The organism is Streptomyces axinellae (assembly GCF_039532135.1).
Classification (GTDB): domain Bacteria; phylum Actinomycetota; class Actinomycetes; order Streptomycetales; family Streptomycetaceae; genus Streptomyces; species Streptomyces axinellae.
This window is the reverse complement of sequence record NZ_BAAARJ010000019.1, coordinates 17,685-30,932: the sequence shown is the minus strand read 5'-3', so window position 1 is coordinate 30,932 and position 13,248 is coordinate 17,685. Positions and strand designations below refer to the sequence as shown.

Sequence of the window (13,248 nt, the reverse complement as noted above, 5' to 3'; positions counted from 1 at the left end):
CATCTCCATGCAGCCTACAAATGAACTGTCCTCGCACGGCCGGTATTCCGCCATGAGAAATGAGGCGCGCAAAGGCATCCTTGACCCGGCCTCGCGCGCCCCTTGTCCCGCCGCCGCCCCGCGCACGACCGGCGCCCCGCGTACGGCCATCGCATGAGGGACGTACGGCGACATACGGGGCCATACGGCCAACCCGGCGCCGGAGCCGCGACCGACGACGGGGGGGCCGCCCGCGTCAGCCGGCCGACTCCTTGGGGACCAGCTTCAGCGAGATGGAGTTGATGCAGTAGCGCTGGTCCGTCGGCGTGGCATAGCCCTCGCCCTCGAAGACATGGCCGAGATGGGAGCCGCAGCGGGCGCAGCGCACCTCGGTGCGGACCATGCCCATCGAGCGGTCCGTCAGCAGTTCGACGGCCTCGGAGCGGGCCGGGTCGTAGAAGCTGGGCCAGCCGCAGTGCGAGGCGAACTTGGTGTCGGAGCGGAACAGCTCGGCGCCACAGGCCCGGCACTCGTAGGCGCCGGTCGTCTCCGTGTCGGTGTACTCGCCGGTGAAGGCGCGCTCGGTGCCGCCCTCGCGCAGCACCTGATACTCCTGCGGGCTCAGCTCCGCGCGCCACTGCTCGTCGGGCTTGTCGATCTCGTACGCCATCTCGGCTCCTCAGCGCTCGTTGCCGTCCAGGGCTCCCGTCGCGGGGTCACTCCGCCAGCTTGCCGAGAATCCTCGGGCCAAGCTCGGTGACGTCCCCGGCGCCCATGGTGAGAACGAGATCACCGGGCTCCGCCATTCCCGCCACGGCGGCGACGGCCTCCTCCGGCGCCGTGGCCGCGCTGACCGCCGCACCGGCCGCGCGCGCGGACTCGGTGATCAGCGCGCTGGTCACGCCCGGGATCGGGTCCTCGCGGGCCGGGTAGACCGGCAGGACGACCGAGCCGTCGGCCAGCGCCAGGGCCTGGCCCATCTCCTTGCCCAGCTCCTGGGTGCGGCTGAAGAGGTGCGGCTGGAAGAGCACCAGCACGCGGCCCCCGGCGGCGCCGCCCCTGATGGCCTCCAGATCGGCGGCCATCTCGGTGGGGTGGTGCGCGTAGGAGTCGATGACCTGCACGCCGCGTGCCTCGCCCTTGAGCTGGAGGCGGCGCTTGACTCCGGTGTACGAGGCGATCGCCCCGGCCAGCCCGTCGGCGGGCACGCCCAACGCGGCCCCGGCGGTCAGAGCGGCGACGGCGTTGAGGGCGTAGTGCCGTCCGGGCACGGACACCCCGAAGGTCAGCTCCCGGCCGTCGAGAAGGACGGTGACCTCGCTGGTCAGCCCCTTCGGCGTGATCTTCAGCACCCGTACGTCGGCGTCGTCCGCCTCGCCGTACGTGCGGACGGTGAGCGCGCGGGCACCGGCGTCGCTCCGCACCCGGCGGGTCAGCTCACGGGCGCCGCCGTGGTCGGCGGAGATCACCAGGGTGCCGCCGTCCGCGATGCGTGCCGCGAAGATCCCGAACGACTCGTAGATCTCCTCCATGGACGCGTAGTTGGCGTGGTGGTCCAGCTCGACGTTGAGCACGACGGCGACCTCGGGCGCGTACTTGTGGAAGCTGCGGTCGCTTTCGTCCGCCTCGGCGACAAAGATCCCGCCGGTGCCCTGGTGGGCGTTGGAGCCGGGGCCGTCCAGGTCGCCGCCGATGGCGTAGGAGGGGTCCAGGCCCAGCGTGGCGAGGCTGACAGCGAGCATGGAGGTGGTCGTCGTCTTGCCGTGCGTCCCGGCCACGGCCAGCGGCCGGAGGCCGTCCATCAGACCGGCGAGCGCGTCCGACCGGTGCACCACGGGCAGGCCGCGCCGCCTCGCCTCGACGATCTCCGGGTTGTCCTCCCGGATGGCGCTGGAGACGACGACGGCGGTGGCGTCGGGGGCCAGGTGCGCGGCTTCGTGGCCGATGTGGACGGTGACGCCCAGCTCGCGCAGCGCCGCCGCCGTCGCCGACTCCCGCGCGTCGCTGCCCGCGACCGCCGCCCCACGGCGGGCCAGGATCTTCGCGATCCCGGACATGCCCGCTCCGCCGATCCCGATGAAGTGCGGCCGTTCCATGGCGGGCGGCGGGGAGGGGGTGGCGGCGGCGGTCATACGGGCGTCTCCAGAACTCGGCGGACGGCTGAGGGGGCCCGCTCACCCTATGCGGTCGCCGGCGCCTGATGCGGCCGGCCGCCTCTTGCCACGGGCGTGCCACTGGCATCGGCCCGTGTGCGCCCCCGGTCATCGATCCATGGGCGCCCCGGGCGTCAGTCCGTGTGCGCGAACAGCTTCAGCACCGGGACGCCGACCTTGTGGCGGGCGCGGGAGGCCCAGTCACGGTGGAAGAACTCCTCCACCAGGTGGGGCGCGGTCAAGACGATGACCTCGTCGGCGTCCGTCTGTTCGGCGACGGAGGTGAGCAGGTCGAGGGGGTGCTCCTCGATGATCTGTCCGACAGCTTCGCAGCCGGCGTCTCTCAGCCGCTTGAGCGACAGCTCCAGTGCCTGCTCGGCGGGGCCCAGCGCCTCGCCGCCCTCGGGCTCGTCGGCCTCGCGTACGGCGTCGTCCAACTCGCCGAGTGCCACGTCGTCCAGCGCCCTCAGCAGCAGGTCCTGGTCGCCGCGCGGCTGCATGAGCACGACGAAGGAGACGGTCTCCTCGCCGTGCAGTGTCGTCACCAGCTCGACGTCGGCGGACACCAGCGGTTTCTCGATCATCAACACGGTCGTGATCACGACGGGTGCCCTTCTTGTCTCTGTGGGTGTGGGGCCTGTCTGTGCGGGTGGGGGGTGTGTGTCTGTGCGGGTGTGCGGGTCAGTGCGGGTGGGGGTCCCGGCCCCCGGAAAGAAACCATCCCGCCCCGTGTTCGCAAGGGCCTGCGCAGGTCAGTCTGCCCAGCGGAGGATAAGCGGAACGTGTCATTCCGCTGATTGCCGGTAGCGACGGTAACGCGTGAAGAGGAAGCCGTCCTCCTCCAGGACCCCGTCGAGCGTGAACTCGTCGGGCACCGGCAGGACCGGCCCTCTGGTGATCCGGGGCGCGTCGCCCACCGTGATCCTCGGCGCAACGGAAAGACATAGCTCGTCGAGTACCCCGGCCGCGGCGAAACCCCCCAGCAGAGTCGGGCCCCCCTCCGTCAACTGCCGCCGCAGGCCCCGCGCGGCGAGCGCCCCGGGCACCCGCGAAGGCTCCACCGCGACGCCCTCACCCGCGAACACGACCTCAGCGCCCGCCTCCCTGGCCAGCGCGAGCCGCGCCGGGGGTGCGTCCGCGCCGGTCAGCAGCAAGGTCGGCACCACGGGTTCGGTGAACAGCGGCAGCGAGAAGTCCAGCTCCAAGCTGGCGCTCACCACGGCGATCGCGGGCGCCGGGGACTGCCCGCTCGCGGCCCGCCGCGCGGCGAAGGCGGCCCGGGGCTTGGCGGGGCGATAGCCCTCCTGCCGTACGGTCTCGGCGCCGACCACGACCACATCGGCGAGCGCCCGCAGCACCCCGAAGATCCACATGTCGGCCTGGGAGGAGAGGGGCTGGGAGCGCCCGCCGTGATGGATGGCGCCGTCCAGCGAAGCCACCATGTTGCCGCGCAGCCACGCGCCGGAGGCGCCCGAGGCCCCGGCGGTGCGCTCCTCCAGCGGCGGATACGCGTACTCCTCGGCGATCTCCTCAAGGCTCCACTCGGGCGCCGGCGCGGGGGCTGAGCTGGATGGGAACAGGCGTCGCATAGGCCGCAGTGTGGCACGGCGCACGCCGGGCGCGCGGAGCGCCCACGGGGGTGGGCGGACTAGCATGACAATCGTGTCAACCACCGAAGCGCGCATATCCACCCCCGGCTCCGCCCCCGGATCCCACCCTGGCTCCCCCGCACACCGGGACGGCCAGGCCGGAGGGGACGGCCGGGAGAGCGGAAGCGGTCCGGAGAGCGGAAGCGGCCGGGGCGAGGCGCCCGTGGCGCTCAGCGCCCGCGAGCCCCTGGTTCCGGCGGAGCGGCTGGTGGCCGAGATGGTGCCGCCCCCGCGCTTCGACGGCGTGCGCTTCGACACCTACCTCCCCGACCCGCAGCAGCCCAGCCAGACCGAGGCGGTACGGGTGCTCAGCGCCTTCGCCGAGAGCCTGGGCGACGGGACCGGCGCAGCGCCCACCGGCCGGAAGCGCTGGTTCCGGCGCGCGCCCAAGGCCGCGGCGCCCAGCGGCCCGCGCGGCGTCTACCTCGACGGCGGCTACGGCGTCGGCAAGACCCACCTGCTGGCCTCCCTGTGGCACGCGGCACCGGCGGCGCCCGAACGCAAGGCGTTCGGCACCTTCGTCGAACTGACCAACCTGGTGGGCGCCCTCGGCTTCCAGCAGACGGTGCGCACCCTCAGCGGCCACCAGCTGCTGTGCATCGACGAGTTCGAACTGGACGACCCGGGCGACACGGTGCTCGTCTCCAGCCTGCTGGCCCGCCTCGTCGAGCACGGGGTCGCACTCGCCGCCACCTCCAACACCCTCCCCGGCAAGCTGGGCGAGGGCCGCTTCGCCGCCGCCGACTTCCTGCGCGAGATACAGGGCCTCTCGGCGCACTTCCGGCCGCTGCGCATCGACGGCGAGGACTACCGGCACCGCGGCCTGCCCGAGGCCCCACAGCCGTACACCGACGAGGAAGTGAAGGCCGCGGCACGGCGCACGCCGGGCGCCTCGCTCGACGGCTTCCCCACGCTCCTGGGCCACCTCTCCACGGTCCACCCGAGCCGCTACGGCGCACTCGTCGAAGGCGTCGGGGCCGTGTGCCTGACGGACGTCACGCCGGTGCCCGACCAGTCCACGGCGCTGCGGCTGGTGGTGCTCGCCGACCGGCTCTACGACCGCGAGGTGCCGGTGCTGGCCTCGGGGGTGCCCTTCGACCGGCTCTTCAGCGAGGAGATGCTGCGGGGCGGCTACCGCAAGAAGTATTTCCGGGCCATATCCCGGCTCACCGCCCTCGCGCGGGACGGCAGGCAACTGGTGTGAGCGCCGGGGCCTGACGCGGGCGCGGGCCCGCTGTGGCCGGGGAACTGGCCAGGGCATGACGGCGAGTTGTGTCGCGGGCAGTGTGCGCACGCCGTGCTGCGTGGTACACACACCGGGTCACCTGTCCGCCAACAGGGAAGAGTGCCCGATGCCCACGACACGACGTCAAGCGCTGGCGAGAACCGGCGCCGTTGGGGCGGCAGTCGCCTTCAGCGGCGCCCTCTCCGAACTGTTCGCGGGGACCGCCGCGGCCCAGGCCACCGGCGGCAGCGCCGGCTACGGCCCGCTCGTCCCCGACCCCGACGGCCTGCTCGACCTGCCCAAGGGCTTCCGCTACAAGGTCCTCTCCCGCGAGGGCGACCCGCTCCGCTCCGGCGAGGGCAAAGTGCCCAGCAACTGCGACGGCATGGCCGCGTTCGCCGCGCCCCGACCGCACGGCGACGGGCCGGGCGACTCGCGGGCCGACGCACAGCACGGCCGGTCCGGCAAGGGCACCACCTGGCTGGTGCGCAACCACGAGAACCGGATGGACGGGCGCGTCCCCGTACCCGCTGTCAAGGGGCTCACCTACGACCCCGCGGCCAAGGGCGGCTGCACCGTCCTGGAGTTGGACCGGCACAACAACGTACTGACCGAACGCGTCGGCATAGCGGGCACCTCCACCAACTGCGCGGGCGGGCCCAGCCTCTGGAACACCTGGCTGACCTGCGAGGAAACGGAGTTCAAGGCCGGCGAGGAGGGCTACACCAAGGACCACGGCTACATCTTCGAAGTCGGCTTCGACCGCCGCCGCCCCACTTCCGTCGAACCGCTGACCGCGATGGGCCGCTTCCAGCACGAGGCCGTCGCCTTCGACCCGCGCACCGGGGTCGTCTACGAGACCGAGGACGCCTTCGACAAGCCGTTCGGGCTCTTCTACCGCTTCTTGCCCGAGAAGCCCAAGGGCGGCTACGGATCCCTCCACGCGGGCGGCACACTCCAGGCCATGCGGGTGCCGGACGTGGCCGACCTGTCCACCGTCACCGAGACCGGCACGACGTTCCAGGGCATCGAATGGGTCGATGTCCCCGACCCCCTCGCCAGGCAAACCCCCGTCCGCTTCCAGGACTTCGGCAAGGGCGGCATTACCCACGCGCAGAAACTGGAGGGCTGCTACTGGGGCGGCAGCCGCGTGTACTTCGTCTCCAGCTTCGCCCGCACCTCGGAGGGATCGCAGCGCGACCACTTCGGGCAGATCTGGCGCTACGACCCACGACGGCGCAGCCTCACCCTGGTCATCCGCTTCGGCCCCGATACCGACGTCCAACTCCCCGGCGAGGAACCCGACAACATCTGCCTCGCCCCCAGCGGCGGCCTGATGGTCTGCGAGGACGGCGAGGGAGCGCAGCACGTCTTCGGCCTCACCCGTCAGGGGAAGGTCTACGCGATGGCCCGCGGCGCGCAGAACCTCGGCACGCCCCAGGACCCGTCGTGGGGCGAGTTCGCGGGCGTCACCTTCTCCCCCGACCACCGCACGATGTACGTCAACTGCTACAAACCCGGCACGACGTTCGCCATCACCGGCCCCTGGCAGGACTGACCCCGGCCCTCGGGACCGGGGCCCCACGCGGCGGGGGTCCGGCGGGATGACGATCCCGCCGGGCCCCCTCGGCGTTGTGGCCGCGCGGCGCTGCGGCGGGAGGGAGCGGGGTTGCCTGTGGGCGCGTCGGCCGCTGGCAGACTGGAGGGGTGACCGATTCGCCAACCCCCTCGACGCCGCACGACAAGCAGCAGCGGCCGGACGACGAGCGGCCGGACGCACCCGGCCGGGCCGATCCGCTCGCCCAGCCCGACCAGTACGTACTGCCGCTGGTCGTCCGCCTGGAGCGGGCCGCGCCGCCCGCGCGGACGGACGCCATGGAGACGGCGGCGCGTGCGGTGCTGACGCTGCTCGCCGACCCGCGTACCGCCGAGGAGACCGGCGTGTGGCACAAGCGGGTGCGGCTGTGGGAGGAGCGCGCCATCCGGAAGGTCGTACGGCGGGCACGCGGGGCCGAGTGGCGTCGCGCGGAGCCGCTGGAGGGGCTGACGGTGACGGGCGCCTCCGCGGAGGTCCGGGCCTTCCCGCCGGTGCCGCTGGACGGCTGGCCCAGGGATCTGGCGCGCCTTCAGGTCTCCGGCACCGAACTCACGGACCCGGAGCCTCCGGATCCGCCCGGTGAGGGCGTGCCCGTGCTGTGGCTGAACCCAGGGTTGGAGATGTCGGCCGGCAAGTCCATGGCCCAGGCCGCCCACGCGGCCCAGCTCGCCTGGTGGCGGCTGGATGGCGCCCGGCGCGCGGAGTGGCGCGACGCGGGGTTCCCCCTCGCGGTGCGGCCCGCGCGGGACGCGGCGCACTGGGCGGCGCTGCTCGGCAGCGGGCTGCCGGTCGTGCGGGATGCGGGCTTCACGGAGATCGCCCCCGGGGAAACCGTCGTGGCCGAGGGCGGCGACCGCTACTGCCCGCTGCCGCGCGGCCGGTAGCGGACCGTCCGCCGCACCTCCCGCAGGCGGACGGCCGCCGAACCGGCGGGGCGGGCCCGAGTGGGGTCAGGTGCTGATCGTCGCGACGGGGTCGAAGCCGTAGGTGCGGGCGCAGCCGTTCTCGGCGCCGACGAGGATGTCGACGATCTCGAAGTAGCGGTCCCAGAAGGGGGTTTCGCGCAGCGCGTCGATGAGGAGCTGATAGGCGTTGTGGTCGTCGGCCTCCCAGACCCGGACGTCGGTGACGCGGGTGGAGCAGAACTCCGTGTCGTAGAAGCGCGACCGGACGCCCGTGGTCTTGGCCTTGATCGCGGGGACGACGTGGGTCCTGCACACCTCCCCCGCCGCGATGAGCCGCGCCCTCGCCCGCCTCCGCCGCGTCCTCCAGGACCCCCTCCTCGTCCGAGCCGGGCAGACCATGGTCCCCACCCCGCGCGCCCGGGCTCTGCGCGATGAAGCCGCCGCGGTGGTACACCGCCTCGGGGCACTGCTCACTCCCGGCGCCGGAGTCGATCCCGCCGCCTTGCGCGGCACCTTCACCCTCCAGTCGGCCGACTTGGTCGGCGCGGCGCTGGTTCCCGTGCTGCTGCGGCTTGCCGGGGAGGAGGCTCCCGGGGTCTCACTGCGGTTCCGGGCCGAGGAGTTGGAGGCCGGACCGGCCCTGCGCGACGGCCGGATCGACCTGGAGGTCGGCTCCATCGACCACGCCGACCCCGAAACCCGGGTCGAGGAACTGGTCACCCTCCGGATGGCGGCAGCCGTCCGGCCCGGCCATCCCCCCACCGAACAGCCCCTGACCCCGGCCCGCCTCGCCGCCGCCGAACACGTCGTGGTCAGCCGCCGCGGCCGGTTCACCGGTCCCCTGGACGCCGCCTTGGCCGAGCGGGACCTCCAGCGGCGGGTCGTCGTCGTGCTCCCCAGCCACCTGGCCGCGCTGTCCCTCGCCGCGCGCAGCGATGTCGTCTGCCTCTTCCCGACCGCACTGCCCGGCGCCGCCCCCACGCCCTTCACCGACCCCGCCACCACCCTCGGCCTGCGTCTCCTCGACATCCCCTGCCGCTGCCGCCGGTCACCATCGGCATGGCCTGGCACCCCCGCCGTGCCGCCGACGGGGCCCACCACTGGCTCCGCGACGCCGTCCGCCGGGCTGTGCGCGCACCCGACGGCGCGGCCACCGGCCGGTGACCGGGCCAGGAGCAGCAGGGCGAGGGTGCGGCACGGAGGCCGGGCGAGGAAGCAGCGCGGCGGAGTGAGGCAATCGGCCGGCTGCGCCTCTCACTTCGGCAAACCCGGCGAGAGCGCCCATTACGGTCCACGGCGTAGCGGGCGCGATCGCACCTGCCCTGTTCGAGAACGTGGGAGAAGACCGTGAAGGCAATCAGCATCCAGAAGTTCGGAGCCCCCGAGGGGCTGGCCGTTGTCGATCTGCCGGCGCCGGAACCGGCTGCCGGACAGGTGGTGATCGCCACCGAAGCGGTGGGCGTCGGCGGGGTCGATGCCGTGATCCGGCGCGGGACCCTGGCCGGCTTCGGCTTCGAGGAAGGCCACATCCCGGGCAGTGAGGTGGCGGGCACCGTCACAGCGGTCGGCGCGGGCGTGGACGCGTCGTGGACGGGCCGACGGGTGTGGGGCTTCACCGGTATGGGCGGAGGCTACGCCGAACAGGCCGCCGCGCGAGTGGAGGAGGTCCTTCCGCTGCCGGAGGGCCTGTCCTCCGTGGACGCGGTGACGCTCGGCGGCTCCGGCATGGTGGCTCACTTCGCGCTCCGCCACGCCCACTTCGCGCCCGGGGAGACGGTCCTGCTGCGGGGCGCGGCCGGCAGCATCGGGATCACGGCCGTGCAACTCGCCGCTCGCGGGGGCGCCGCCGCGGTGGCGGTCACGACCTCCTCGCCCGAGCGCGGCGAGCGGCTGCGCCGGCTCGGTGCCACCCATGTACTGGACCGCTTGGGCGAGGGAGGAGAAGAGGCTCCCGCGGGCTACGACGTCATCCTGGACGTGGTGGCCGGTGAGGACATGCCGTCGTACTTCGACCGGCTCAACCCGAACGGCCGCATGGTGGCTCTGGGCGTGGTCGCGGGTATGCCCCCGGCGGACTTCGGCACGAGAATGCTGGCGCGGTTCCAGAAGTCCTTGTCCTTCGCCTCTTTCAGCGCGGACACCGTCCCCGTGGCCGACCGGAACGCCGTGCGGAGCGAGCAGTTCGCCGCCGCGGCCCGGGGTGAACTCGCCACGGTGGTGCACGAGTCGCTGCCACTGGACGAGGCGGCCTCGGCACACCGGAAGATGGACGCGGGCGAGGTCTTCGGCCGGATCGTGCTCACGCCGTAGCTCCCGGCAAGCCCCGTCGGCCCGGCAGCCCCCGCTGTCTTCGGCTGCCCCGCTTCTCCGGCTGCCCCCGCCACTTTCAACGTATAGCGCGCCAGGGGGCTTGCGGCAAGGCCCGGGGGCTGCCACAGAATGACCGGCCAAGGCCGGGACCTGCGCACATGACGCCTCCGCGAGATACACGCCGTGAGGTGCACGCGGTGCCGCGCGCAACTCACAGGGGGGTTTCATGATCGACGTGATCGTGGTCGGCGGCGGGCCGACCGGCTTGATGCTGGCCGCCGAATTGCGGCTGCACGACGTGAGCGTGGTCGTGGTGGAGAAGCAGGCCGAGCCGCGCGGACACTCCCGTGGGCTCGGTCTGCACACGCGCAGCGTCGAGGTACTGGACCAGCGCGGTCTGCTGGACCGGTTCCTCGCGCTCAGCAAGAAGTTCCAGGCCGGAGGGTTCTTCGGCGGCATTCACAAGCCGTGGCCGGACCGGCTGGAGACGGCACATCCGTACAGCCTCGCCATCCCGCAGCTCGTCACCGAGCGGCTGCTCACCGAACGTGCCCTCGAACTCGGCGCCGGGATCCGGCGAGGCTGCGAGGTGGCCGGGCTGAGCCAGAGCCAGTCGGGGGCCGGGGACGCGGGTGACGAGGAAGGCGGCGTGACAGTCGAGCTGGTCCAAGCGGGTGCGTCCGCCGGTGAGGAGGTGACCGACGGTGGGTGCACGCGCCTTCGCGCACGCTATGTCGTCGGCTGCGACGGCGGACGGAGCACCGTGCGCAAACTGCTCGGCGTCGGCTTCCCCGGCGAGCCCGCCAGGGTCGAAACGCTGCTGGGCGTCATGGAGTTGAACGAGGACCCGGCCAAGGTCGCCGCCGTCGTCGGGGAAGTCCGCAAGACCCAGCTGCGGTTCGGCGCCGGCCCGGACATCGACGGGGACCCGGGGGTGTACCGGCTCATCGTGCCCGCCGACGGCGTGGCCGAGGACCGTACGGCCGCGCCGAGCCTTGAGGAGTTCAAGCGGCAGCTGCGGGCCTTCGCCGGTACCGACTTCGGCGCGCACTCACCGCGCTGGCTCTCCCGGTTCGGCGACGCCACCCGGCAGGCCGAGCGCTACCGGACCGGCCGGGTGCTGCTGGCCGGCGACGCGGCGCACATCCACCCGCCGACCGGCGGACAGGGCCTCAACCTCGGCCTCCAGGACGCGTTCAACCTCGGCTGGAAACTGGCCGCCGAGGTGCGCGGCCGGGCACCGGAGGGCCTGCTGGACAGCTACCACGCCGAGCGGCACCCGGTGGGCGCCGCCGTGCTGGACAACACCCGCGCGCAGATCACGCTGATGGGCACCGATCCGGGGGCGACCGCGCTGCGGGCGCTGTTCTCGAAGCTGATGGACATCGAGGAGGTGAACAGGCACGTCACCGGAATGATCACCGCGGTCGACGTCCGCTACGACTTCGGCGAGGGCCACGAACTGCTCGGACGGCGGCTGCGGGACGTACGGCTGAAGCGGGGGCGCCTCTACGAGTTGACGCGCCGTGGCCGGGGGCTGCTGCTCGACCAGACGGGCCGCCTCTCGGCGACCGGCTGGGCGGACCGGGTCGATCACGTGGCCGATGTCGCCGACAAGGGCGAGGAACTGGACGTACCCGCGGTGCTGCTGCGGCCGGACGGCCATGTGGCGTGGGTCGGCGAGGACCAGCGGGAGCTGTCCCGACGGCTGTCCCAGTGGTTCGGTGCCGCGAGCAGCTGAGCGCGGCCCACGTCCGGTCGCCGCCGGGCCGGTCACCGTACTCCGGAACCGTCACCGGCCAGACCGGTGACGGTTCTGGGCCAGGGCCCGGCCGAAGCTCACATCGCGCTCTGAACCGTGCCGCGCGGGGATTCGTCCCCCAGGGAGAGAGCAGGAGCACCGGCATCCGTGGACACGAGGCGGCGAAGGGGGAGGGCAGCATGGACAGGACCCGCCAAGGAGGGCGGCCCGGGCAAAAGGGAGAGCCGGGGCAGCCGGAGCGAAAGGGAGGGCCGCTCCGGCTGGGCACCGGCATCGGCTGGCGGCCGGAGATCGCCGACGCCATCGAGGACCCGGACACGCTGCCGGGCATCGACTGGGTCGAGGCCGTCGCCGAGAACCTCTGCCCCGGCCATCTGCCCGACTCCCTGCTGAGGCTGCGCGCCCGGGGCACCACCGTCATCCCGCACGGCGTCTCCCTCGGCCTCGGCGGCGCCGAGCGGCCCGACCCCGGCCGGCTGCGGTCCCTCGCCGGGTGTGCCGAGGCGCTCGGCGCGCCGCTGGTGACCGAGCACATCGCGTTCGTCCGCGCGGGCGGCCCCGGCACCGGAGCGCCCCGCATGGAGGCCGGGCACCTGCTGCCGGTGCCGCGTACCCGCGACGCGCTGGACGTCCTGTGCGAGAACGTACGCATCGCGCAGGACGCGCTGCCCGTACCGCTGGCCGTCGAGAACATCGCCGCGCTCCTCAACTGGCCCGACGAGGACATGAGCGAGGGTGCCTTCCTCGCGGAGCTGGTGGAGCGCACCGGGGTCGGACTGCTGATCGACGTCGCCAACCTGCACACCAACCACGTCAACCGCGGCGAGGACCCCGCCACCGCGCTCGACCGGCTCCCGCTGGAGGCCCTGGCCTATGTGCATGTCGCGGGCGGCATCGAGCGGGACGGTGTCTGGCACGACAGCCACGGGCATCCCGTGACCCGGCCCGTGCTCGACGTGCTGGCCGAGCTGTGTGCCCGTACGGTGCCGCCCGGGGTGCTGCTGGAGCGCGACGAGGACTTTCCGCCCCCGGCGGAGCTGGCCCGCGAGCTGGCGGTCATCCGCACCACCGTGGAAGGCGCCGCACATGTCTGAGTCCGCCGGGCCCGCCTCCGCCGATGCCGCGCGCGTACGACTGGCCGAGGCGCAGACCGCGCTGCTGAGCGCGCTGGTCGCCGGGGCGGCGGCGCCGGAGGGTTTCGACCTCGCCCGGCTCGACATCCAGCGCCGGGCGCTGCGCGGCAAGCGGGCGGACGTCGTCGCCAAGCTCGCCCCCGAACTCCCCGCCATCCTCGGCGAAGCCGAGTACCGCACGGCGTTCGCCGCATACGCCACAGGCCGCCCCATGACCGCGAACTACCGGTGGGACGCACTGCACTTCGCCGCCCACATGGTGCGGCACGGCGGCCTCCCCCGCGCCCGGCGCAAGCGCCTGAAGCGCTGGCACGCCGAAAGGTCCGGCCCCACCCCGCCGGAACGCTGAGCACCGTGGCCGCGCGCCGCGTCCGCTCAGGTGTGCCGCAGCGTGGCGGTGGCGATCTCCAGGAAGTCGCGCAGCAGTTTCCCCGCCGGCCCGCGAGGACGACCAGGCACGTCTCGACCCCGGGGGCGTCCGTGACCGGGAGGCGGGCGAGGTCGGGGCGGGAGTAGGAGCGCGCGACGCTCAGCG

At 73.3% G+C, this 13,248-nt stretch carries 9 protein-coding genes and 3 pseudogenes; 7 read left to right on the top strand and 5 right to left on the bottom strand.

Annotation, left to right across the window (positions count from 1 at the left end; translation table 11 throughout):
• Positions 1-235 precede the first annotated feature (235 nt).
• The 4 genes from msrB to ABD339_RS25660 all read right to left on the bottom strand — a co-directional run bounded on the left by msrB (position 236) and on the right by ABD339_RS25660 (position 3,721).
• Complete coding sequence (msrB, locus tag ABD339_RS25675; protein WP_344569074.1) at positions 236-649, bottom strand: peptide-methionine (R)-S-oxide reductase MsrB; 414 nt, start codon at positions 647-649, stop codon at positions 236-238.
• Positions 650-695: 46 nt separating this feature from the next.
• On the bottom strand, positions 696-2,111 hold the full coding sequence (murC, locus tag ABD339_RS25670) for a UDP-N-acetylmuramate--L-alanine ligase (RefSeq protein ID WP_344569073.1): 1,416 nt from the start codon (positions 2,109-2,111) through the stop codon (positions 696-698).
• 155 nt (positions 2,112-2,266) lie between these two features.
• Positions 2,267-2,734 carry an indole-3-glycerol phosphate synthase gene (locus tag ABD339_RS25665; protein ID WP_344569072.1) on the bottom strand — a complete coding sequence of 156 codons (468 nt, stop codon included), beginning with the start codon at positions 2,732-2,734 and terminating at the stop codon, positions 2,267-2,269.
• Positions 2,735-2,917: 183 nt separating this feature from the next.
• Entirely contained in the window at positions 2,918-3,721 is an 804-nt protein-coding gene (locus ABD339_RS25660) for a pyrimidine reductase family protein (protein ID WP_344569071.1), read from the bottom strand.
• 64 nt (positions 3,722-3,785) lie between these two features.
• On the opposite strand from ABD339_RS25660, the gene zapE reads away from it, so the two are divergent.
• The 3 genes from zapE to ABD339_RS25645 all read left to right on the top strand — a co-directional run bounded on the left by zapE (position 3,786) and on the right by ABD339_RS25645 (position 7,487).
• On the top strand, positions 3,786-4,985 hold the full coding sequence (gene zapE / locus ABD339_RS25655) for a cell division protein ZapE (RefSeq protein WP_425576091.1): 1,200 nt from the start codon (positions 3,786-3,788) through the stop codon (positions 4,983-4,985).
• A 148-nt stretch (positions 4,986-5,133) separates the two neighbouring features.
• The gene (locus tag ABD339_RS25650) at positions 5,134-6,564 is read left to right on the top strand and encodes an alkaline phosphatase PhoX (RefSeq protein ID WP_344569069.1); all 1,431 of its coding nucleotides are present in this window, start codon (positions 5,134-5,136) and stop codon (positions 6,562-6,564) included.
• A gap of 149 nt (positions 6,565-6,713) precedes the next feature.
• On the top strand, positions 6,714-7,487 hold the full coding sequence (locus ABD339_RS25645) for a peptidyl-tRNA hydrolase (protein ID WP_425576090.1): 774 nt from the start codon (positions 6,714-6,716) through the stop codon (positions 7,485-7,487).
• Positions 7,488-7,553: 66 nt separating this feature from the next.
• On the opposite strand, the pseudogene ABD339_RS25640 reads toward ABD339_RS25645, so the two are convergent.
• Positions 7,554-7,814: pseudogene (locus ABD339_RS25640) on the bottom strand (darcynin family protein); the annotation flags it as partial.
• 1 nt (position 7,815) lies between these two features.
• Between ABD339_RS25640 and ABD339_RS25635 the strand changes: the two are divergent.
• The 4 genes and pseudogenes from ABD339_RS25635 to ABD339_RS25620 all read left to right on the top strand — a co-directional run.
• Positions 7,816-8,672: pseudogene (locus tag ABD339_RS25635) on the top strand (LysR family transcriptional regulator); the annotation flags it as partial.
• A gap of 183 nt (positions 8,673-8,855) precedes the next feature.
• Entirely contained in the window at positions 8,856-9,818 is a 963-nt protein-coding gene (locus tag ABD339_RS25630; protein ID WP_344569067.1) for a zinc-binding dehydrogenase, read from the top strand.
• 226 nt (positions 9,819-10,044) lie between these two features.
• Positions 10,045-11,559, top strand: a complete 1,515-nt coding sequence (gene rox, locus ABD339_RS25625) for a rifampin monooxygenase (RefSeq protein WP_344569065.1) — start codon at positions 10,045-10,047, stop codon at positions 11,557-11,559.
• Positions 11,560-11,759: 200 nt separating this feature from the next.
• Positions 11,760-13,062: pseudogene (locus tag ABD339_RS25620) on the top strand (MbnB/TglH/ChrH family RiPP precursor modification enzyme).
• Positions 13,063-13,248: the final 186 nt, after the last annotated feature.

Excerpts from the sequence above, each read along its gene's own strand:
- msrB (WP_344569074.1), bottom strand. The coding sequence starts at position 649 with ATGGCGTACGAGATCGACAAGCCCGACGAGCAGTGGCGCGCGGAGCTG.
- ABD339_RS25660 (WP_344569071.1), bottom strand. The coding sequence starts at position 3,721 with ATGCGACGCCTGTTCCCATCCAGCTCAGCCCCCGCGCCGGCGCCCGAG.
- zapE (WP_425576091.1), top strand. The coding sequence starts at position 3,786 with ATGACAATCGTGTCAACCACCGAAGCGCGCATATCCACCCCCGGCTCC.
- rox (WP_344569065.1), top strand. The coding sequence starts at position 10,045 with ATGATCGACGTGATCGTGGTCGGCGGCGGGCCGACCGGCTTGATGCTG.
- ABD339_RS25650 (WP_344569069.1), top strand. The coding sequence starts at position 5,134 with ATGCCCACGACACGACGTCAAGCGCTGGCGAGAACCGGCGCCGTTGGG.
- murC (WP_344569073.1), bottom strand. The coding sequence starts at position 2,111 with ATGACCGCCGCCGCCACCCCCTCCCCGCCGCCCGCCATGGAACGGCCG.